At 59.1% G+C, this 20,332-nt stretch carries 20 protein-coding genes; 4 read left to right on the forward strand and 16 right to left on the reverse strand.

The window, feature by feature from the left end:
- Window positions 1–452: 452 nt before the first annotated feature.
- Complete coding sequence (locus RAE07_RS02750) at window positions 453–1,955, reverse strand: recombinase family protein (protein WP_524535615.1); 1,503 nt, start codon at window positions 1,953–1,955, stop codon at window positions 453–455.
- A complete protein-coding gene (locus RAE07_RS02755; protein WP_317001279.1) occupies window positions 1,934–3,307 on the reverse strand; it encodes a cell division protein FtsK in 1,374 nt (457 codons plus the stop codon). The genes RAE07_RS02750 and RAE07_RS02755 overlap by 22 nt, the downstream gene beginning before the upstream one ends.
- 151 nt (window positions 3,308–3,458) lie before the next feature.
- Between RAE07_RS02755 and eccD the strand changes: the two genes are divergently transcribed.
- Together eccD and RAE07_RS02765 are read left to right on the forward strand one after the other, a co-directional pair.
- Window positions 3,459–4,886 carry a type VII secretion integral membrane protein EccD gene (gene eccD / locus RAE07_RS02760; protein WP_301732284.1) on the forward strand — a complete coding sequence of 476 codons (1,428 nt, stop codon included), beginning with the start codon at window positions 3,459–3,461 and terminating at the stop codon, window positions 4,884–4,886.
- Window positions 4,883–6,082 carry a S8 family serine peptidase gene (locus tag RAE07_RS02765; protein ID WP_317001280.1) on the forward strand — a complete coding sequence of 400 codons (1,200 nt, stop codon included), beginning with the start codon at window positions 4,883–4,885 and terminating at the stop codon, window positions 6,080–6,082. Before eccD ends, RAE07_RS02765 begins: the two co-directional genes overlap by 4 nt.
- On the opposite strand, the gene eccB is transcribed toward RAE07_RS02765, so the two are convergent.
- The 12 genes from eccB to secY form a co-directional block, all read right to left on the reverse strand.
- The gene (gene eccB / locus RAE07_RS02770; RefSeq protein WP_301732283.1) at window positions 6,072–7,358 is read right to left on the reverse strand and encodes a type VII secretion protein EccB; all 1,287 of its coding nucleotides are present in this window, start codon (window positions 7,356–7,358) and stop codon (window positions 6,072–6,074) included. The genes RAE07_RS02765 and eccB overlap by 11 nt on opposite strands.
- Window positions 7,359–7,433: 75 nt before the next feature.
- Window positions 7,434–8,315 carry a tRNA pseudouridine(38-40) synthase TruA gene (gene truA / locus RAE07_RS02775; RefSeq protein WP_436406958.1) on the reverse strand — a complete coding sequence of 294 codons (882 nt, stop codon included), beginning with the start codon at window positions 8,313–8,315 and terminating at the stop codon, window positions 7,434–7,436.
- 147 nt (window positions 8,316–8,462) lie between these two features.
- On the reverse strand, window positions 8,463–8,960 hold the full coding sequence (gene rplQ / locus RAE07_RS02780; RefSeq protein WP_023020595.1) for a 50S ribosomal protein L17: 498 nt from the start codon (window positions 8,958–8,960) through the stop codon (window positions 8,463–8,465).
- A 72-nt stretch (window positions 8,961–9,032) separates the two neighbouring features.
- On the reverse strand, window positions 9,033–10,043 hold the full coding sequence (locus RAE07_RS02785; protein ID WP_005322760.1) for a DNA-directed RNA polymerase subunit alpha: 1,011 nt from the start codon (window positions 10,041–10,043) through the stop codon (window positions 9,033–9,035).
- Between the two features lie 114 nt (window positions 10,044–10,157).
- Window positions 10,158–10,763 carry a 30S ribosomal protein S4 gene (gene rpsD, locus RAE07_RS02790; RefSeq protein WP_005322762.1) on the reverse strand — a complete coding sequence of 202 codons (606 nt, stop codon included), beginning with the start codon at window positions 10,761–10,763 and terminating at the stop codon, window positions 10,158–10,160.
- A 21-nt stretch (window positions 10,764–10,784) separates the two neighbouring features.
- Window positions 10,785–11,189, reverse strand: a complete 405-nt coding sequence (gene rpsK, locus RAE07_RS02795) for a 30S ribosomal protein S11 (protein WP_005322764.1) — start codon at window positions 11,187–11,189, stop codon at window positions 10,785–10,787.
- A gap of 3 nt (window positions 11,190–11,192) precedes the next feature.
- Complete coding sequence (gene rpsM / locus RAE07_RS02800) at window positions 11,193–11,561, reverse strand: 30S ribosomal protein S13 (RefSeq protein WP_005322765.1); 369 nt, start codon at window positions 11,559–11,561, stop codon at window positions 11,193–11,195.
- A 183-nt stretch (window positions 11,562–11,744) separates the two neighbouring features.
- Window positions 11,745–11,963: a translation initiation factor IF-1 gene (gene infA / locus RAE07_RS02805; RefSeq protein WP_004566852.1), complete on the reverse strand. Its 219-nt coding sequence runs from the start codon at window positions 11,961–11,963 to the stop codon at window positions 11,745–11,747.
- Window positions 11,964–12,263: 300 nt separating this feature from the next.
- Window positions 12,264–13,115 (reverse strand): L,D-transpeptidase, encoded by an 852-nt coding sequence (locus tag RAE07_RS02810; RefSeq protein ID WP_248100330.1) that lies wholly within the window; start codon window positions 13,113–13,115, stop codon window positions 12,264–12,266.
- 66 nt (window positions 13,116–13,181) lie between these two features.
- A complete protein-coding gene (map, locus tag RAE07_RS02815; protein WP_301732281.1) occupies window positions 13,182–13,976 on the reverse strand; it encodes a type I methionyl aminopeptidase in 795 nt (264 codons plus the stop codon).
- A gap of 2 nt (window positions 13,977–13,978) precedes the next feature.
- The gene (locus RAE07_RS02820) at window positions 13,979–14,524 is read right to left on the reverse strand and encodes an adenylate kinase (RefSeq protein WP_023020592.1); all 546 of its coding nucleotides are present in this window, start codon (window positions 14,522–14,524) and stop codon (window positions 13,979–13,981) included.
- Window positions 14,524–15,849: a preprotein translocase subunit SecY gene (gene secY, locus RAE07_RS02825; RefSeq protein WP_317001282.1), complete on the reverse strand. Its 1,326-nt coding sequence runs from the start codon at window positions 15,847–15,849 to the stop codon at window positions 14,524–14,526. The genes RAE07_RS02820 and secY overlap by 1 nt, the downstream gene beginning before the upstream one ends.
- Window positions 15,850–16,225: 376 nt before the next feature.
- Between secY and RAE07_RS02830 the strand changes: the two genes are divergently transcribed.
- Entirely contained in the window at window positions 16,226–17,533 is a 1,308-nt protein-coding gene (locus RAE07_RS02830) for a class I SAM-dependent methyltransferase (protein ID WP_317001283.1), read from the forward strand.
- Window positions 17,534–17,544: 11 nt separating this feature from the next.
- Entirely contained in the window at window positions 17,545–19,047 is a 1,503-nt protein-coding gene (locus tag RAE07_RS02835; protein WP_317001285.1) for an FAD-binding oxidoreductase, read from the forward strand.
- Between the two features lie 108 nt (window positions 19,048–19,155).
- On the opposite strand, the gene RAE07_RS02840 is transcribed toward RAE07_RS02835, so the two are convergent.
- Both RAE07_RS02840 and rplO read right to left on the reverse strand, forming a co-directional pair.
- Window positions 19,156–19,644, reverse strand: a complete 489-nt coding sequence (locus tag RAE07_RS02840; protein ID WP_023020588.1) for a hypothetical protein — start codon at window positions 19,642–19,644, stop codon at window positions 19,156–19,158.
- 239 nt (window positions 19,645–19,883) lie between these two features.
- Window positions 19,884–20,330, reverse strand: a complete 447-nt coding sequence (gene rplO, locus RAE07_RS02845) for a 50S ribosomal protein L15 (RefSeq protein ID WP_005322777.1) — start codon at window positions 20,328–20,330, stop codon at window positions 19,884–19,886.
- Between the last annotated feature and the right edge of the window lie 2 nt (window positions 20,331–20,332).

Consider the following 20,332-nt stretch of genomic DNA (forward strand, 5'->3'; position numbering starts at 1 on the left):
TCCGAGGCTAAATCCACTCATATCGGCGTCATCGGGAACGCGAAAGATCATGCCGATTCCAAATGCATGGACGCTAATATGTGCCATTCTAGGGCTCCTATCGCTTCTTAGAAGATCGATCATACAGGCGATATTGGCACACGGAGTGTTCAACGAGATGACCCACCACAGCTCCAAGAACCCTTCTTCACGTGTAAAGGTCGACCCTCAATGTGGTACCTCTGCACGTATCTACTAACACTATTCCTGAGTCTATTTGGGTGTAACCCAATTAAAAATTAACGATCTCGGACAGTTAAGATATTCTTTCCAGCGCTCGACATGCGAGGCTGCGAGAGTTGTGTCTAATTTTTCCCAAAACGCTACGGTTGAGCGGTGCCGCCCCCGAGGAACATGGACAGATTGGTTGCCAGCTCTCGCAGCACTGCCTCGTAGAAGCGCTTTACAGACAGCTACTGTAGCCAGGTGATCTTCACGCGGTGCGGGTCGAATTTCTTAGCGCCAGGCTTGCCAGGCAGGATGTGAATTTCCATTAGCAGCCGAGTCAGCCGTCGCTTATCCTCAACAGAGGCACTGCCCCACCATTTGGCAAAGTCCGGCACGTCGGCAAGTTCTACAGCAAGGGGGTCAGCAGCATGACTGGTCGTTAGTTCACGCATTTTTCCATCAAGACCTGCAATCTGAGCTTCAATTTTCTTTGACATTCGCACGAATGTTGGCATGTCAATCTCTTCATCGATAGCAGAATTTTCAATCTGCTCACGCTTGGCCAACAGCGCGTTTCGCCGTCCTGAAAGTTCTTGGAGTCGTTCGGTAAGGGTGTTGTTCTCTGGCGCCAAGGCCTTACGCAACGCATCCACGGCGTCAGGTTGCTCCATGCGTTTAAGAATGACAGCTTCGATAAGATCATCAACCTCAGCACCGATAGAGACATGGGTACCGCCCGGCTCAGAGCGCTTGCAGGTATAGAAACGACGAGGTTTACCATCCTTGTTCCGCCGGCTACGCGAATACATCGGTTCTCCGCAGGTGCAGGTCAGGACAGAAGCGAGGAAATAGCGCGGTGCGTTACCGCTATGTGAGAGCCGCCGCGACGGGTCGCGCAAGATTGCATCGAGCTTTTCACCTGTAACCTCGTCGATAATCGCAGACCAGTTGCCTTTACCAATGATTTTGCGATCTTTAACAAGACGTTTCCCCGTATCCGGGTCAGTCGGGTTGAACGTACTCAAGCCGCGCACGCGTGGGTTGAGTAAAATGTCTCGCAGCGTTGGCGCCGACATAGGCCTGCCTGAAGTCGCAGTAAGACTGCGTGCATGAAAGACCTCGCGCACGGTTTCGCGCAGAGTCTTTCCAGCAATGACCATCGCGGCGGCGTCGAGAATAGCCTTGGCCTCTTCGTTGATGATGGTCTCAGCGTCAGCCTCGTAGCCGAACATACGCCGCCCGCCTGTCTTAGGCCGCCCTGTCCGGGCCCGGTCTTCGTAGGCAGCTCGGACACGTGCAGCACGATCAATAGACTCCTGCTCAGCAATCAGACCAAGAATCACGATAGTGAGCCGCGATGCAGGGTCTGAAGGGTCAATGTTGTAGCCACGGTTCGCTTTGACGGTGACGTTGTGCTTCTCGCACAACTCAAAGAGCGCCAGTGTGTCTTTGGTGCGACGGGTCAGCCTGTCGAGTGCGTAGACGTAAACAACGTCAATCTCGCGGTTCTCGATGGCGTGAATAAGCTTGTTGTAATCAGGGCGAGGGTCGCCTGAGAAGGCGGAGATGTTGTTGTCCACGTAGGTGGCGACCACCTTAGCCTCGTCAGCCTCAGCGTGCTTAGTGGCGAGGTGAATTTGCCGCTTCACACCGGCTTCTTCCTGCTTATCCAACGAAATACGTGCGTAAATCGCCGCACGCTGTGATGTAGTCGTTGTCATACGTCCTATCGTACCCCAAACCCACATTCCTTATTGCCGCTGCCGGTAGCCCCAATGCACAAGCCATGCGGGCCCATGCCGCCGTGCGCAGATTCCTTAAGATCCACCGTGACGGGTTGGCCGACCGTATCGATGCCGATGGGCACCATGAGGCGCGCCGAGCCTTCTCGGCCATGCCACATGCCGCTGGCCGCTAGCTCCTCCACATCGCGATAGCCTAAAAGGCCCATGAGGTCACTTCCATGGCGGCCAGAGGTGCTATCGGGCCGGCGAAAGGAAGCCATGCTGCGCGCAAGCAATGTCGCAGCGGCCACGCTCATTCCATCGGGAGCCCCTAGTTCTTCCACCCCGGCTGCGGTGACTACCTGCAAGTGCTCCCCTGCCACCAGGCTTAGGCCTTCGTGCTCGGCACGTACCCCCAGCGCCGAAGACGGCGCCCCTGCGACCTCGATGATGGTGGTGTAGGAATCATCGTGGAAAAAATCCTCGGTTCCCGTTGTCAGCACGCCGTCGACAATGAGAATGCGAAAGCGTGCCTTCTCCGGCGTGCGAGCGTGGGGCAGCCACTTTAGCCATTCCCACTGCCCACCACGAGCTTCAATGCCGCAAGCTTCTGGGCCATGCGCCAATGCCATCTGGAGGACCATAGCGCGCACCATATCGCGGGCGGGATCCGCAGGCTCTTCACCTCGCGTCGACGCCGTACCGGAAACAGAAAGAAAGCGAAAAGCCTGCAATTGAATAACCACCGGCATATCGGGCACGGTACCCACCGCTTTGATGGTCTGGCGCATGCTCACTGCGCACACTGGGTCTAAGTCCTCGGTGGCTCCAGAATCCGGCACGTTGATGGGAGTGCACAGCGTGGTAGGCCCAGTTCCTACGCGTACCTCGAGGGCGTCTGAGTCATCGGGGCCGCGCTCCCACATGCGACGCGAGCCTATCAGCGCACTTAGCTCTTCCGGTGCGGGGTGGCGATAGTTCTCATGTGCGCGCTGCGCAGAAGCGTTGCATAGGGCCTTTTCCCGTAAGGCTTTGATGTGGCGCAGGTAGGTGCGTCGGGTTTCATCAGGATCCTGCCCGCTGTTATTGGGCCCAAACATCATGGCCATGCTCGCCAGCATCATCAGCGGAAACATCAAGGCCATCGGGCTTATCTGCCGGGAATCTCCCGCACCAAGCACCATAAGGGCGACCATGCCAAGCATCGCCGCAATCATCACCACCGGAAGAAGCAGCCGCACCAGCGGCACCGGTTGTGGGCGTACTGCCTCTGGGACCTCCTCGGCCTCAATGCTCCCGGCGGGCAGCGGCGGTGCAGCATCCCGCAATGGCATGGTCAACGGCTCAATTACACGGGTATCCCCGATCCCAAGCATGCTTAGGTAACCTCCCCCGAGCCACGCGCCAGCGCCCTTAGCCCCCTGCCAAGATTCCCCGCGCTGCGGTGGACACGTCGCCACTAGTAAGCCACAATATGTGGCATTGGGCAAGGGGGACGCCCACAATCCATTGACTTTCGGGGGAATAATGACTACTGCTACAGCGCACCACCTGCGCCTTACCATCCGCATTCACGCCGGTACATTCCACAAAGAGGCGGACGTGGCACTACCGTTGAGTTCCAGCGTGGGCGAGCTTTTGGCTGAAATCACGGACTTAGTGGATGCGCCCACGATTTCCGAGCCCTGGCGCGCCAGTACTGTTTCTGGCCGCGCTATCGATCTCACCGCCCCGCTGGCCGCCACTCCACTTACCGAAGGTGCCATCCTGGTTATTAGTCCGCGCGAGCGCCGCCCTGCGCCGGTGATTCGAGATGCAGCGGAATCGCTTGCCGCCGCGGCCGAGGAGGATACTACCGCTGCCCTTCCTGTTGTTTGGGCGTGGGCAGGGCTACTTGCCGCCTTCGCTTTGCTCTGGGTTAGCACCCTTCCCCTTGCGGCGTGGGCGGCGCTGGCCGCAGGAGCGCTTTTGCTCGCCCTGTGGATCCGTGCCCTGTCGCTGGTGCACCTTAGCTTGGTGGCCGGCATGGCGTGCGGCTGGGTGATAATTTCGCCCTCGCTGGATGAGGCGCCTTTTGCCGCATTTACCGCCTGTTTCACCCTGCTCATCGTGCTACTTGCCTGCCACGTCACCGGGTTAAGCACGGTTCGCACCAGCTCTGCGGCACTCACTGTCTCGGCTCTCATCTTCATCGCGGCATTGGGGTATCTGCTGCCTGGACCAAAGGCAGGACTACACGCCAGCCACGGTACGGCGGCCGCTGCCTGTGTCATCATCGCCGGCATTATTATGCTGGCCACTGCCCCTGCATTGAGCATTGCTACTGCTGGCCTCAAGGTTCCGCAGCTGCCCACGGCCGGCCAAGATCTTGCGGTATCCGATGCTAGCCAGCCGGATGTCGATAGCCGCGCGTGCCGCGCCAGCAGCGCCTACGAGGGAATGTGCTGCGGCCTGTCACTCTGTCTTATTCCGGCGCTCATCGCTCTCTCGTTTACAGGCAGTGGTCCGGCCCTATCACCGACCCATGGCGCGCCTGATTCTCTCACCGAGTACATTTCGGTGCTTTTTGGAACTGAGGGCTCCGGCGCGGGCTTCGTCCAAGCACTCTGTGTTACTTCCGCGGGTGCCGTAATTATGCACGCCTCCCGGCACGGTCGTGCGCTAGCCAGTTGGGCACTCATGGTTTTGGCAATTGCCGCGTGCCTGGCTACTTGTCTCTGTGCCACCCACGCGATAGTAGATTCCGGGCTCGCACATGCTTGGGCACCAGCCTTGATTTCCGGTCTCGTTCTCATCGCTATGATTAGTGCCCCGCTGTGGGCGTCCAAGGTGGCGGGGCTAGAGCCCACCACCATCGCTTGGTTTGAGCGCATCGAATCCCTAGCTATTGCCGCCAGCTTGCCACTCGCCGCCCACCTAACCGGCGTTTTCATGCTCATCAGGGGTATCGGATGATGCGCAGTCTACCTACTACATTGTGGATAAGCCCGGCGCTTCTTGCTTGCGTAGCTGTGGCAATACTTCCCGTTACCTTAGGTGCTGCGGCATTAGTAACCGCTCCCGATGCGACCGCACGTGAACCGGACCGCGAATGCGCAATCGCGCATTCCTCACCGCTTTCGCCCCAACCTAGCGAGGATCAGCTCAACTACCGCGCCCGTCTGCACTCCTTTGCCACCGGGGAGGGCGTAAAGGTTGCCGTTATCGATACCGGCGTGGCTACCCACGATCAGCTGCGGCACCTCAGCGGTGGCGCGGACCTTATCGCGCCGGAGGAACCGGAGCCGCACCGCGACTGCGACCTGCACGGCACCGTCGTAGCCGGTATCATCGCCGGCCACGATATCGGTATCGCGCCACGGGCGGAAATCTACGCTGTGCGCCAAACCAGCGCGCATTATCGCCAAGAGCGAGAAGACAATACCACCGGCTCGCTAGATACCTTGGCCCAAGCGATTGATGACGCCGCCGATGCCGGCGCCCGCATCATCAATATCTCCGTTGTTTCTTGCGTCCCGCCGGATGTGGCCGCCCAGGTGGATACTTCCCGGTTGGACGGTGCTTTAGCACATGCGGAAGAATCTGGATCCGTGGTAATTGCCGCATCCGGCAACGCTTCTTCCGGTAGCTGCGAGATGGGTGACCGAGTATTTCCAGCGGATTCGCCCACAGTGCTCTCAGTAAGCGCCCAAGCGGATTCGCACGAGCTCGCTGACTACTCTCTGACTTTGGCGGATGGCCCACAACTGGCCGCGCAAGGATTTGTACCACTCGCGCTCAATCCCGCCGGCGGATGGGCCGACGGCAAAGAGGGTACGGACGGCACGTCACAATTTCACGGCACCTCCTTTGCCGCGCCGGTAGTCAGCGGCACGGCGGCCCTACTGGCGCAGCGTTTCCCCGATGACAGCCCGGCCGCCCTGCGTAAACGCTTAGAAGACGCCGCGGAGCCGGGACACGGATTCGTCGACCCGCTCACGGTGCTCACCCACGTGGAATCATCCACGCTCGGAGATACCCGAGCAATGGCTATCCGCCCCGCCGAAAAGAGCACATCACGCGCACCTATGCACAGTGCATGGGTACTCGGCGGGTTGGCGTTGGCGCTAGCCGCGTGGGCAACGTGGCGCGGGCTGTGGTCTAAGAGCTGACCTGCAGCGCCTGCTCCCGGCTAAGCGCCGAGCCTTCCGGCAGCAAACGCAGAATCTCCCAGGGCACCCGCGCGCCTACACCAGTGCCCAGCGCCTCTAAGGTCTCTTTATCCTTGACCTCGTGCCGCTGACCCGTCGGTGCAACCACGTGGTAGCCATGACCGCTATCTACTCCTACGCCTCCGCCGTTGAGACCACCAAAGCGCTGCGCCACCGCCTCACCAGCCAAGGCTACGGTACCCGCTTGGGCAGGTACCACTTCCCCGCCGCCCTCATTACTCGCACACATCCAACCATCGTCTGGGCTCACAAAGCGGAAAGTGGTGGAGGGAAGGTTGAGGTTTAAGGGGACGTCGGCAAGCGCAGCAATCTCCTGGGCCGTGGATGTCGCCGTCTTGGCGCCTAATCCAATAAGCATCTGCGCCTGCGTGGGCGTAAGCTCGGCGACGCCATCGGGTGTGCGCGCCCATAGGCCCTGGCCTGTGTCTACGACCTCCGGCGGCTGCGCCGGAAAATTCAGCGGAGGCAACTCCGCAAAAGCATTGAGCAGCTCAGGCGGCATGGGCCAGGCGTGGATGCCGTCGTCCACACCAATCGCGCGACGCACCACACGCCCCTGGGTGCTAGAGGGATCAGGCAACGCCACCCGGCCGTCCTGAGTAATAAGCCACTGCGTGCCTTCGGTCTCCACCAATGCGGCGCGCTCCGGCCCCAGGCCTTCCTGGTCGGGCTCGGCAAGCACGATGACCTCTTGTGCAGCAACCTGGTGGCCGCCGATGCTAGTCGGGTTTTCCGCCCCTGAGTACTCCTCTTTACCTGCCAAACAGGCCGCCCAGCGCTGCTGCGGAGTCTCGCTGGCAGCCGCAAGGTACCCCGGGGCATCCGCGATCCCTACCGGGGACCCCAGAAGCGCGTCGTGCAGGTGTTCATCCCCTATCGCCTGAGCCTCGGCAGCCTGACCAGCGATAATGCGCGCAGACGCCAGGTTAAAGACTGGGTGGTAGGTATCATTGACATCCACAAATAGCTGGCCCTGCTCCGAGCGCACTATGGGCGCATCGCCCGGTTGCGGGCTCGGTTGCAGCCATGCGAGCATGCCAGAGCCCACCGCGAGGAAGGCTATGCCCACTCCGCCGAAAAGCAGGGCCTTGCGCCGCCTTGCCAAAGGATCATGAATCATCCTGATATCGCCCAATACGAGCCCGTGCTCGACGCGGCGGCGCAGAAATTTATGCCCCGAAACTTGGGCCTTAGTAGTAGGCAGCGGACGTGCCATGATTTTCCCCCGAAAAGTCTGTGTACACCCAGCACACAGGCTATCCCAGGTGGGCTCCCACCGCCACCTGGAAAGCTAGTCGGCGCTGCGCCGTTCCCGAGTAGCCTCGGCGCGGGCGGCCATCTGATCCGCCGCCGGGTAATCTACGGCCACCAGAGAAAGCCCTTTCGCCGGAGCCACGGGGATGCTGGAGGAGCGTTTGGTCTCGTGGAGCAGCGCTGCGGCGAAGTCGGCATCGCGGCGCCCCTCCCCTACACGCAGGCAGCACCCCACCAAGGACCTAACCATCGACCAGCAAAACGCATCGGCGCTCACGCGGGCCTCGAAGAGCTCTGGTTCCTCAGGCGTTGAAATATCCCGCCAGGAGAACTCTTGCAGCTCACGAATGGTCGTGGCATTCGGCTTAGCTTTGCAGAAGGCCGCGAAGTCATGCAGGCCTACCAACGCGGTGGCGGCCTCCTGCATGGCATCGATATCCACTGGCTTTATCCACTCGGCGGTATCCCGCGCACGCGTCGGCAAAGCGCCCCGCGGGCTGGTAGTAATCCGGTATACATAATGCCTGCGCAACGCCGAGAAACGCGCATCAAAGCCCGCGGGCGCAAACTCGCAGCTATGTACCCGCACGTCTTCAGGCAAAAGCTTTGCTAACCGACGCACCAGCTTCCCCGGTTCCCCCGCCACTGAGCGCTGCTCCAGCATCTCTTTGGGAACGTCCACGTGGGCAACCTGGCCACGCGCATGGACCCCGGCGTCCGTCCGGCCGGCAACCGTTAGCGGTACCTTTGCGCGGGCAATCATCGCGAGTGTTTCTTCCAGCACGCCTTGCACGGTGCGCAGACCGCCTTTTTGCTTCGCCCAGCCGTGGAAATCCGTTCCGTCATAGGCCAAGGCCAAGCGCAGGCGCACGAAGCCGTCTGCCGGCCCTTCTGCGGTGGTAGATGCTGCAACAGTCATGGTGGGACTCATGCTACCGGAGGCACTTCCCTCGACCAGAGCCGGGCCCAGCTCCCCGTGCACCGTTCGGAAGAGTCCAGAAATAAAAAGCCGCCGCCCTCCCACAAGTGGGAAAGGCGGCGGCAAAGCGCTAAGGCCGAAGGGGAACTACTTCTCCTCGGACTCCTCAGCTGCGGTCTCCTCAGCAGGTGCCTCGGTTTCTGCAGCCTCGTCTGCCTTAGCTTCCTCAGCCTCGGCGGCCTTAGAAGCGGCAGCGCGGGTAGCGCGGTTAGCCTCGGAGGTCACGGTCTCCTCAAGAACGAGGGAGATCTGGGACATCGGGGCATTGTCACCGGTGCGGTTGTCCAGCTTGATGGTGCGGGTGTAGCCACCCTCACGGTTCTCAAACTTCGGTGCGACCTCGTCGAACAGGTAGGAAACGACATCCTTGCGTGGGATGAGCTTCAGCACTGCGCGGCGGTCAGCAACGGTGCCGGACTTAGCCTTGGTGATGATCTTTTCGATGTACGGGCGAAGAACCTTCGCCTTAGCATCGGTGGTCTTGATAGCGCCGTGCTCGATCAGGCTGGCTGCCAGGTTGCTCAGCATGTGAGCCTGCTGCTTGGCGGAGCCGCCGAGACGGGCACCCTTCTTAGGGGTTGGCATTGTGTACTCCTCGTATGCGGTAAAAGTTGAGCGCGCGGCAATTAGGTAATTGCCGCAAGTCAGCGGGGTTCTTTACTCGGAATCCTCAGCAGCCGGGTCCTTGAAGTCACCGGTTTCTGCGTCGTAGCCCTCGAGCTGGGTCGGGTCAAAGTCCTCAGGGGTGTCCTTGAGAGCCAGGCCCAGGTTAGCCAGCTTGATCTTTACCTCATTGATCGACTTCTGGCCGAAGTTGCGGATATCCAGCAGGTCGGACTCGGTGCATTCAGCGAGCTCGCCCACGGTGTGGATCTCCTGACGCTTCAGGCAGTTATAAGAGCGGACGGAGAAGTTCAGGTCCTCGATCGGCATGCCATAAGCAGCGATGTACTCGGTCTCCTGCGGGGAGGGTCCGATCTCGATGCCTTCGGCAGCGTTGTTCAGCTCGCGAGCCAAGCCGAAAAGCTCAACCAGGGTGCCACCGGCGGAAGCCAGTGCATCGCGTGCGGAGATCGAGTTCTTGGTTTCGACGTCGATGGTCAGCTTGTCAAAGTCGGTGCGCTGCTCAACACGAGTTGCCTCGACCTTATAAGAGACCTTCAGAACCGGGGAGTAAATCTGGTCGACCGGGATACGGCCGATCTCACCGGAGGTAGGAGCGGCTGGGACGTAACCACGGCCGCGCTCGACGACGAGCTCAATGTCCAGCTTGGCGGTGTCATTCAGGGAAGCGATGTGCAGATCCGGGTTGTGGATCTCCACGCCAGCCGGCGGCTGGATATCGCCCGCGGTGACATCGCCCGGGCCCTCCTTGCTCAGGTACATAACTACCGGCTCATCAGAGTCGGAAGAAAGCACCATGCTCTTGATGTTCAAGATGATCTCAGAAACGTCTTCTTTCACACCGTTGATGGTGGTGAACTCGTGGAGAACACCATCGATCTTGATGGAGGTTACTGCTGCACCCGGAATGGAAGACAGCAGGGTACGACGCAGCGAGTTACCGAGGGTGTAGCCAAAGCCCGGCTCGAGCGGTTCGATGACGAACTTGGAACGAGACGAGTCGATGAATTCCTCGGTGAGTTGAGGACGCTGGGAAATGAGCATTGCAATTCTCCTTTTCGGCGACCGCTATTTGACGCCGGTAGAGGGGTAAAAATCTTCGGGTTCGAAGATTCCTGGTTCTCCGCCAGGCCATTAAAGGCCTCGCGGAATAACAGTTTACTTCGAGTAAAGCTCGACGATGAGCTGCTCCTGCAGCGGAATGTCGATCTGAGCGCGCTCGGGCAGCTGGTGCACGAGGATGCGCAGGGTATCAGGAACAACCTGCAGCCATGCCGGTACGTTGGCATCGATGAGGGCGTCCTGAGCATCTTCGAACCATTCCATCTTCTTGGAGCGGTCACGGACATCGATGATGTCGTACTGGGTGACCTTGTAGGAAGGAACGTTGATGTTCTTGCCGTTCACGGTGAAGTGACCGTGGGAGACAAGCTGGCGAGCCTGGCGGCGGGTGCGTGCCAGACCTGCACGGTAAACTACGTTGTCCAGGCGGGACTCGAGCAGGATAACCAGGTTATCGCCGGTCTTGCCCGGGAGGCGGTTAGCCTCTGCGTAGTAGCGACGGAACTGACGCTCCAGCACACCGTAGGTGTACTTTGCCTTCTGCTTCTCCTGGAGCTGCAGCAGGTACTCAGATTCCTTGATGCGGTTGCGGCCAGCCTGTCCCGGTGGGTACGGGCGGCGCTCGAATGCCATATCTCCGCCGACCAAGTCGACGCGAAGACGGCGGGATACGCGGGTAGCGGGGCCAGTGTAACGAGCCATTTTCTTACCTCTTCCTTTCCCTTAAACCTTGCGGCGCTTGGTCGGACGGCAGCCGTTGTGCGGCTGTGGGGTGGCATCCGTGATCGAGGAAACCTCGAGGCCTGCGGCCTGCAGGGAACGGATGGCGGTCTCACGGCCGGAGCCCGGACCCTTGACGAATACGTCAACCTTCTTCATGCCGTGATCCATTGCCTTGCGTGCAGCGTTCTCAGCTGCCATCTGAGCGGCGAACGGAGTGGACTTACGGGAACCCTTGAAGCCAACGTGGCCGGAGGATGCCCAGGAAATAACAGCACCGGTCTGATCGGTGATCGAGACGATGGTGTTATTGAAGGTGGACTTGATATATGCGTGGCCGAGAGCCACATTCTTCTTTACGACGCGACGGCCGGAACGGCGCGCGCCGGAACGAGTCTTTGGAGGCATGAATTACTTCTTCTTTCCTGCGATCGTCTTCTTCGGACCCTTACGAGTGCGCGCATTAGTCTTAGTGCGCTGGCCACGTACAGGCAGGCCACGGCGGTGGCGCAGACCCTTGTAGCTACCGATTTCAATCTTGCGGCGGATATCAGCCTGAACCTGACGGCGGAGGTCACCCTCAACCTTCCAGGTAGCCTCAATTGCGTCACGGAGCGCCGACAGCTGGTCATCATCCAGGTTGTCAGTGCGCAGGTCAGGAGAAATGCCAGTCTTTTCTAGCAGTTCCTTGGCACGGGTTGGACCGATGCCGTAGATGTAGGTGAGAGCGACCTCCATACGCTTATTGCGTGGGAGGTCAACACCAGCTAGACGTGCCATATGGCGTGTCCTTTCGGGTTGTTACGGCGGTTTTCTCCCCATCCGTCCCACTCCATGCAACGCTTCGCCCGGACCGTGCCGGGAATCCTTGGGTTACTTACCAGTGTGGGCTCAGGCCACCGTAGCCTGAGGTGGACAGGGTGAACCTGAAGGTTCACCCTTGGGTGAGGAGGCTTACAGTTTTTACTTGTAGCGGTAGACGATGCGTCCACGGGTCAGGTCATAAGGAGACAGCTCTACAACCACGCGGTCCTCTGGGAGGATGCGAATGTAGTGCTGACGCATCTTGCCAGAAATATGTGCAAGAACCTTGTGTCCATTGTCGAGCTCGACACGGAACATTGCGTTGGGCAAAGGCTCGATAATGCGGCCTTCTACCTCGATTGCGCCTTCCTTAGCCATAACCTCTACTTTTCTGGCGACGGACAAGTGTGCCGTCACCTGCATGTTTGTTGTCTACTGCGGTGGCGTATCTGCGCCAGTCTCACTGGCGTAATACACCGACTTAACAGCATACGCTGCAGCGACACGTTTTCCAAACCAGTGCGCTTTTCGACGTCGAGTTATGCGATTCCCTCTCTCCCCTAGCCTTGTGCCCACAGTCAGCATTTTAAGACCGCCAGAGAGAAGAAATCCCCCACACCGGCCCTCCTTCACGGAGAACCAACGCGGGGGAATCAATTAGCGCAGTGGCGGGAGACTTTAGTAAATGAATACTTTATCGCCGACCTGCACGTTATCCCAGTAACGCTTTGCAGCGTCCGGCGGCAGGTGTACGCAACCATTGGAGTCAACGGCCGGGTCATCCAAGTGGAAAGCGTGGCCATTGTTGGTGAAGTAGATGGAGTACGGCATCGGCGCGTTATTGAACTCGCGGGAGATTTCGTGCTCTACCTTGCGGGTGACGTGGAAGGTGCCGCGTGGGGTTTCCTGACCTTGCATGCCAGCCGACATTGCCGGGGAGACATAGGAGACCTTGCCACCGTCCTGCAGCCAGGTGCGGCGACCGTTCAAGTCAACACACACCTTGGCGTCCGCTGGGCACGGACCACGGTCAAACTCGTTAGCGCGGCGCTGTGCTTCCGCCTTGCGTGCGGCAGCCTCGGAGCGAGCCTTCTCAGCGGCAACGCGCTCGGCATTAGCGCGGGCCGCAGCCTCGCGAGCCTTGCGTGCTTCCTCATTCTTCTGAGCAATCAGGCCTGGGAAGAGGAATTCAACGGCGCCATCCACCGCAGTCTGAACGCTAGGGGCCAGCTCAGGAGAGAACTTCTCTGCCTGGTCCAAAATCTGGTTGCGGGTGTTCCACGCCTGTTCGCGGGTCTGGCCGTAGAAATTATCCAGCTGTGCCTTTGCATCAGCGGTGAGCTTATCTAGGCCGGACTGAGAAGCGAGCTGTGCGAGGTCAGAGTTTGCCTTGGAGCTGAGCTGATCCAGGTTAGGAACCTCCTGGGCAGTAGCGGCTGGAGCCGCAACGGTGGCGCTCAAGGCCATCACGCTAGCGACTGCGGGCGCTGCAACCGTGGCACGGAACTTGCGGAAGCTAAATTTAGACATGGCTGTGAGTATAAACCTTTCGGGGGGTATCTGCCTAGTACAACAGGCAATATTGGGGAATATGTGTCAGTAGCGACGGGTGAGAATACGGGGACCATCGGCGGTGGCGGCCACCGTATGCTCCCAGTGGGCGGCAAAGGAACCATCGAGGGTAACGACCGTCCAGTCATCCTCTAAGACGGCGGAATCCTCTGTACCCAAAGTTAGCATGGGTTCGATGGCCAGTACGGAACCTTCTTGAATCAGCGGGCCCCGCCCGGGCCGGCCTTCGTTGGCTAGGTACGGTTCCTCATGCATGGTGCGGCCAATTCCGTGCCCGCCGTAGCCATCGACGATAAAAAGCTCCACACCGAACTTCTCCTCAGCACGGCGGGTGGCTTGTTCGAGGGCATAGGAGACATCGGTAAGCAGATTGCCTGGAACCATAGCTTGCATGCCTTCCATAAGGACCCACTCGGTGGCCTTATTGAGGGCTTCGACATCTGAGTCGAGCTCGCCCACGGCGAAGGACCAGGCGCTATCGCCGACCCAGCCGTCGAGCGTGGCACCACAATCAATGGAAACTAGATCACCTTCGGCGAGGACGGTTTCCTGGTCTGGGATTCCGTGGACGATGACATCATTAACGGAAGCGCAAATGGAGCCCGGGAAGCCTTCGTAGCCCTTGAAAGTGGGATAAGCCCCGGCATCGCGAATGATCTGTTCGGCCACTGCATCTAACTCGAGGGTAGATACGCCAGACGCCGCAGCAGCGCGGACTTCCTGCAGTGCCTTACCGACGATCTCGCCGGCGGCCTGCATGGCGTCTAGCTCACCCGGGGTACGGGCGAGGATGCGCTTACTGCGGCGTCGAAAAGCCATGCTTACTTACCCAGTGCTTCCATCGCACGGGCGTTGATCTCCTCCACGGTGCCTTCGGCCTTGATGGGGATAATGGCATCGCCGTAGTGCTCAATGAGCGGGAAGGTCTCCTCACGGTATACACCGAGACGGGTGCGAATGGTCTCCTCGTTATCGTCGGCGCGGCCGCGAGCCATCATGCGCTCGACAACTACGTCCTCAGATACCTCGAAGTTGAGCACGCCGTCGAGCTTCTCGCCCTTCTTGGACAGCAGCTCTTCCAGGATGTCTGCTTGCTCGGTAGTACGAGGGAAGCCGTCCAGCAGGAAGCCATTCTTGGCATCGTCCTGGTTGAGGCGATCCTCGACCATACGAGCGGTGACGTCGGTAGGTACCAGCTTGCCTGCATCGATATAAGACTTTGCTTCCACACCCAGCGGAGTGCCTTCGCCAATATTGGCGCGGAAGAGATCGCCGGTGGAGATATGCGGAACGTTTAGCTTCTCGCTGAGGATAGCTGCCTGGGTGCCCTTGCCGGCACCGGGAGGTCCTAGAAGTACAAGACGCATTACTTAAGTAGTCCTTCGTAGTTGGATTGCAGTAGCTGGGACTCGATCTGCTTGACCGTAGTCAAAGCGACAGAGACCATAATCAGGATGGCCGTACCGCCAAAGGCGGAGGTACCGCTGGCAGAAGCGCGGCCCACACCGAGATCCAAGAGGATATTCGGCAAAATGGCGATAACTGCCAAGTACAGGGCGCCCACGCACAGCAGACGGTTCATCACATAACCAAGGTACTCCGCGGTCGGACGGCCCGGGCGGATACCCGGAATGAAGCCACCATACTTCTTCATATTATCCGCCTGCTCTGCCGGATCGTACTGAACCGAAACGTAGAAATAAGCGAAGAAGATAGTCAGCACGAAGTACAGCACGATGTACTGCCAGGACGATGGCGCCTGCAGGTGTGCGATGACATTGCGCTGCCACCAGTTATCGGGGGTACCGGCGGAGCCAGAGTTCACGATCTGGGTAATGAGCACCGGCATGTAGATAAGGGAGGAGGCAAAGATGACCGGAATAACGCCGGCCTGGTTGACCTTCAGCGGCAGGTAGGTAGAGGAACCACCGTACTGACGGCGGCCAACCATGCGCTTGGCGTACTGGACCGGGATACGGCGCTGGCCCTGCTCGATGAAGGTGATGCCCACAACGAGGACAACCAAGCCAGCAACGACCATGGCAAAGACGAGTGCGCCGTTGTTCTGCATGATGCTCACGCCATCGGTAGGCAGGCGGGTAGCAATGCCGGCAAAGATGAGCAGGGACATACCGTTACCAATGCCCTTTTCGGTGATGAGCTCGCCCATCCACATCACCAGCATGGCGCCCGACGTCATGGTGATGACCAAGACGATGAGGGTAAAGAAGTTACGGTCTTCTGCCAAGACCTGTACGCCCTGGCCCAGCAGCTGCTCGCGGTCTGCCAGTGCGACGATGCCGGAGGATTGTAGCAACGCCAACGCCAAGGTCAGGTAGCGAGTGTACTGGGTCATCTTGGCCTGACCGGACTGGCCTTCCTTCTTCAATTCCTCGAAGCGGGGAATGACCACGGTCAACAGCTGCACGATAATCGAGGCCGTAATGTACGGCATGATGCCGATGGCGAAGATCGACAGCTGCAGCAACGCGCCACCCGAGAAGAGGTTAATGACGGAGTAAAGGTCTCCGGACTGCTCGGTCAGCTGGCGCAAGCGGCCAGCAATTGACGCATAGTCAACACCCGGGGACGGGATCTGTGCGCCGACGCGGTACGCGATGACCATCACGATGGTGAAGATGATCTTCTTACGTAGGTCGGCATCCTTAAAAGCCTGGATAATGGCGGACACTACAAAATCCTCCTGGCCTACCGCTGCCGAACGCGAAATCTAGGGAGGGTTTCGCGCTCATACACGGAGGTGGAAACTCATCTGCCCCTAGGAAACCGCACCCCTTAAGCCGGACGGCTAAGGGGAATTTTAGGCTTCTTTCAGGGACGGTTGAACACTTATGACCCCACAACCCTACCAGCCTTGTCCCCCATAGCCACATTAATACCCAATAGTGTGACCATCATTGCTTGTTCTTTCGCACGTTTTGCCTTCGGGGTTTACCATGAGGGGGTATTGCACACATGCAATCCCCTAGTAAAGTCTCCGACCTCACCGCCCCATGCGCCACGAGGCCGTTATTGGTGTGAACCAACTATTTTCGAAAGAAGTACTTATGAAAAAGAAATTCACGCCGATGACCGTAGCTGAGATCATCGACGTATTTGTCCCTAGCCCCAACCCCTTCCGCTGGGAAGCCTTCGATGGGTCCGCAACCGGACCCGAGGATGCCCAGTACAAGGTAACTATCAACAGCCTCGAGGGCCTTTCTTTTATTGCTACCCACCCCGGCGATGTGGGATTTGCTCGCGCTTATGTCACGGACGGCATCACGGTGTACGGCGATCACCCCGCCCATCCCTACGGAATTTTTGACGCCCTGCATGCCATGTACGACAAGTTTCAAAAGCCGGATGCGAAGACACTGACGCGCGTGGTGCGCTCGCTGGCGTCCATGGGCGCCTTCCAGATCCAGCCTGTTCCCGAGGTAGAGCGTGCCTCTTGGCTGCGCCGCAAGCTACACGACGGCCTATCCAAGCACTCGAAGCAGCGCGATGCTGATGTCATTTCTGATCACTACGACGTGGGCAATGACTTTTATGAGCTCTTCTTGGGCGATTCGATGACCTATACCTGCGCCTACTACCCTTCCCCAGACGCCACTTTGGAGGAAGCGCAGGAGAATAAGTACCGCCTCATCTTTGACAAGCTGCGCCTCCAGGAGGGCGACCGCCACTTGGACGTGGGCTGTGGCTGGGGCGGCATGGTGCGCTACGCGGCGCGCCGCGGCGTGAAGTCCATTGGCGTCACCCTATCCAAGGAACAGGCCGAGTGGGGCCAGCGCAAGATTGAGGAGGAAGGCCTCCAAGACTTGGCGGAAGTACGCTTCATGGATTACCGCGATATCACCGAAGAGGGCTTCGATGCTATCTCCGCCATCGGCATTATCGAGCACATCGGTGTAAAGAATTACGATGACTTCTTCAAGTTCCTCCATGGCAAGTTGAAGGTGGGCGGCCTGATGCTCAACCACAACATCACCTACCCGGATAACCACAAGACGCCCAAGGGCGGCTTCATTGACCGCTATATCTTCCCGGACGGCGAGCTCACCGGCTCCGGCAATGTCACCAAGGCGATGCAAGACAATGGCTTCGAAGTCATCCACACCGAGTCCCTCCGGTTTGATTACATGCGCACGCTGCATGACTGGTGCGAGAACCTGAAGGACAATTGGGACGAGGCCTGCGCAACCGTGGGCCTACCCACCGCTCGCCTCTACGGCATTTATATGGCCGGATCCGAATGGGGCTTTGAGCGCAATATCATCAACCTTTATCACTTCCTCGGCGTCAAGCTGGGCGAGGCCGGCTCCCGCGCCGGTGTGCCTGAGCGCCGCTGGTGGGAAGATAGCCGCTTTTAAGGAGGGGTGCCATGACTCTCATTGATAATCTGCGCGAACGCCTCGCCGCTGCCCAACCGCGACCGGTGGATGCCATGCCCATTGAGCCGGTGGGATGGACGGCGCACCAAGAGGGCGTCGACAAGCTGCTGGCGAGTTTCCGTGCTGTCCCGGCCGGAAAGCGCGTGCGCCTAGCCAAGAAGACCTCCAATCTCTTCCGTAGCCGCAGCGAGGCGCAGGAAGGCCTCGACGTATCCGGCCTTAGCGGCGTCATTGAGGTCGATCCAGTTGCCCGCACGGCCGATGTGCAGGGCATGTGCACCTATGAGGACCTCGTCGATGCCACCCTTCCCCATGGCCTGATGCCGTTTGTGGTGCCGCAGCTGAAGACCATTACCTTGGGCGGCGCTGTTACTGGAATGGGTGTGGAATCCACCAGCTTCCGCAATGGCCTCCCGCACGAATCCGTAATAGAGATGGATGTACTCACCGGCACCGGCGAGATCCTCACCTGCTCCCGCGAAGAAAATGTCGACCTTTTCCGCCTCTTCCCCAACTCCTATGGCTCGCTGGGCTATGCGGTGCGCCTGAAGATCGAGTTAGAGCCCGTGCCCGCCTATGTGGAATTGCGCGAGGAGCGTTTCCACACCGTGGAGGAGGCGAGCCGCGTGCTTGCCGACGTCGCCTCTTCCCACACGCACCGCGGCGAGCCCGTCCATGGCCTCGACGGCGTGGTCTTCTCCGAGGACGAGGCCTACCTCGTCTTCGCCCGCTTTACCGACGAGGAGGGCCCAACCTCCGATTACACGCGGGACAAGATTTACTACCGCAGCCTCCAGCACGACTCTGGGATCCGCCGCGATCGCCTCACCATTCGCGACTATATCTGGCGCTGGGATACCGACTGGTTCTGGTGCTCGCGCGCCTTTGGCGCGCAGAACCCGAAGGTGCGCAAGGTGTGGCCGCGCGAATTGCGCCGCAGTTCTTTTTATTGGAAATTGGTCCGGCTCGACCGCAAATACGAGCTGGAATATAACTTCATCAAAAAGCCCCACGGCAAGCCACGTGCTGAACGCGTGGTCCAAGATATCGAGGTCACTCCAGAAAACCTGCCGGAATTCCTCCATTGGTTCTTTAATGCTTCCGATATCCAGCCGGTGTGGCTCTGTCCAATCCGACTTCGCGATGGCGTGGAAGAGCTAGTAGGCACCGGCGACCTCGCCTCTAACTCGAGCGACCCCTGGCCGCTCTACCCGCTTCGCCCCGGGCAGACCTGGGTCAATGTTGGCTTTTGGTCCGGCGTAGAAGGCGACCACGTCGACCCTTCCGCCCCGAATAATGGCGCTTTCAACCGCGTCATTGAATCCAAGGTCAACGAGCTTGGCGGACACAAGTCCCTCTACTCCGAAGCCTTCTATTCCCGGGAAAAATTCGAAGAACTCTACGGTGGCAACCTTCCCGCCACCATCAAAGCGGTTACCGATCCGGATGACCGCTTCCCTGGCCTGTACGAAAAAACCGTAGACGAGGCCTAGGCCTTCCCTCCCCCGCGCCTACCCTGGTTGGAAAAGCATAAAGGGTGGAACGCCCTCCCCGAGCGTTCCACCCTCTTTTTCGTCCCGAAGTCTTGGGACACTCGCGCTTTAGTAGGCCGCGGTGATGTTGTCGTAGCCGTTGATCTTCAGGGCGTCCATGACGCGCTGCACAGCTGCCTCATCCTTCTCCGGGTTATAGGTCTCCGGGAAGGTCAGGTGAGCAGAGTGGTCGTCCTTAAACTCGATGTTCATGAACTCGTGGCCGGCCTCCTGGGTAGCTAGGGCCAGCTCACGCTGCACGGCCAGCTTACCGCTCTGCAGGTTGCCACCGTTGAACCCTGGATCGACCTCTTCGGCACCCTCTGCGTCACCGTTGATGACGTCTTCCTTGTCACCGGTGATACGGCCCTTCTCAGCGTGAGCGCCGGGCTGCTGGTCCTGTGCGTTCTGCTCGCCAACTTCGGCAGGCGCGGTCTGAGTGGTCTCAGCAGGATCCGGCTGGGAGAGCTGTTCCTGGGCGTCGACTGGGCCGGTAGAGCCGGCAAATGGCATGATGGCAGCGACTGCGGTTGCGAGCAGCGAAGAAATAGACGACATGAGAGTCTCCTTAACGGTAGATGATTTTCAACTAAGATTGACTTTAACACTCATGAATATATATCGCCATACCGGCAACCTTATTTATTAATAAAGGTTTCCTGTCAGCTATTTCCAGCACCAATTGTGTCCATAACCAAGGTACTGCGCTCTATACCGGCACCAGGGCGCTTACCAAACGAAATCATCCCCCTGCTCCGCTGGTGCGGAGAGGGGGACGAAAATTTACTTGAAAGAGATTACTTGGTGTTGGCGGATCCGCCAGCAGCCTCGATCTTCTCTACAGCAGACTTGGAGAACTTATCAGCGGTGACGTTCAACTTAACGTTGATGTCACCGTTGCCCAGAACCTTGACCGGCTTATTAGCGCGGACCAGGCCAGCAGCTGCGATGTCAGCAACGGTGATGTCGCCGCCATCTGCGAACTTCTCAGCCAAGTCAGCAACGTTAACTACCTGGTACTCAACATGGTTCGGGTTCTTGAAGCCCTTCAACTTAGGCAGACGCATGTGGATCGGCATCTGGCCACCCTCGAAAGCAGCGGAAACCTGCTTACGAGCACCGGTACCCTTGGTACCGCGACCAGCGGTCTTACCCTTGGATGCCTCACCGCGGCCGACGCGGGTCTTAGGCTTGTTTGCTCCTGCGGTTGGGCGCAGGTCGTGCAGCTTGATGATATCAGCCATGG

It is taken from the genome of Corynebacterium nasorum, assembly GCF_032821635.1.
In the GTDB taxonomy this organism is placed as follows: domain Bacteria; phylum Actinomycetota; class Actinomycetes; order Mycobacteriales; family Mycobacteriaceae; genus Corynebacterium; species Corynebacterium kefirresidentii.

What these genes read in the sequence shown, in the direction of transcription:
- RAE07_RS02810 (WP_248100330.1), bottom strand. Translation starts at nt 13,115, where the DNA reads ATGTCTAAATTTAGCTTCCGCAAGTTCCGTGCCACGGTTGCAGCGCCC.
- RAE07_RS02750 (WP_524535615.1), bottom strand. Translation starts at nt 1,955, where the DNA reads ATGTGGGTTTGGGGTACGATAGGACGTATGACAACGACTACATCACAG.
- RAE07_RS02840 (WP_023020588.1), bottom strand. Translation starts at nt 19,644, where the DNA reads ATGTCGTCTATTTCTTCGCTGCTCGCAACCGCAGTCGCTGCCATCATG.
- eccD (WP_301732284.1), top strand. Translation starts at nt 3,459, where the DNA reads ATGACTACTGCTACAGCGCACCACCTGCGCCTTACCATCCGCATTCAC.
- infA (WP_004566852.1), bottom strand. Translation starts at nt 11,963, where the DNA reads ATGGCTAAGGAAGGCGCAATCGAGGTAGAAGGCCGCATTATCGAGCCT.
- RAE07_RS02785 (WP_005322760.1), bottom strand. Translation starts at nt 10,043, where the DNA reads ATGCTCATTTCCCAGCGTCCTCAACTCACCGAGGAATTCATCGACTCG.
- truA (WP_436406958.1), bottom strand. Translation starts at nt 8,315, where the DNA reads ATGACTGTTGCAGCATCTACCACCGCAGAAGGGCCGGCAGACGGCTTC.
- rplQ (WP_023020595.1), bottom strand. Translation starts at nt 8,960, where the DNA reads ATGCCAACCCCTAAGAAGGGTGCCCGTCTCGGCGGCTCCGCCAAGCAG.
- RAE07_RS02835 (WP_317001285.1), top strand. Translation starts at nt 17,545, where the DNA reads ATGACTCTCATTGATAATCTGCGCGAACGCCTCGCCGCTGCCCAACCG.
- rpsK (WP_005322764.1), bottom strand. Translation starts at nt 11,189, where the DNA reads ATGCCTCCAAAGACTCGTTCCGGCGCGCGCCGTTCCGGCCGTCGCGTC.
- RAE07_RS02765 (WP_317001280.1), top strand. Translation starts at nt 4,883, where the DNA reads ATGATGCGCAGTCTACCTACTACATTGTGGATAAGCCCGGCGCTTCTT.
- map (WP_301732281.1), bottom strand. Translation starts at nt 13,976, where the DNA reads ATGGCTTTTCGACGCCGCAGTAAGCGCATCCTCGCCCGTACCCCGGGT.
- eccB (WP_301732283.1), bottom strand. Translation starts at nt 7,358, where the DNA reads ATGGCACGTCCGCTGCCTACTACTAAGGCCCAAGTTTCGGGGCATAAA.
- RAE07_RS02830 (WP_317001283.1), top strand. Translation starts at nt 16,226, where the DNA reads ATGAAAAAGAAATTCACGCCGATGACCGTAGCTGAGATCATCGACGTA.
- rpsD (WP_005322762.1), bottom strand. Translation starts at nt 10,763, where the DNA reads ATGGCTCGTTACACTGGCCCCGCTACCCGCGTATCCCGCCGTCTTCGC.
- RAE07_RS02755 (WP_317001279.1), bottom strand. Translation starts at nt 3,307, where the DNA reads ATGCTTGGGATCGGGGATACCCGTGTAATTGAGCCGTTGACCATGCCA.
- rplO (WP_005322777.1), bottom strand. Translation starts at nt 20,330, where the DNA reads ATGGCTGATATCATCAAGCTGCACGACCTGCGCCCAACCGCAGGAGCA.
- RAE07_RS02820 (WP_023020592.1), bottom strand. Translation starts at nt 14,524, where the DNA reads ATGCGTCTTGTACTTCTAGGACCTCCCGGTGCCGGCAAGGGCACCCAG.
- rpsM (WP_005322765.1), bottom strand. Translation starts at nt 11,561, where the DNA reads ATGGCACGTCTAGCTGGTGTTGACCTCCCACGCAATAAGCGTATGGAG.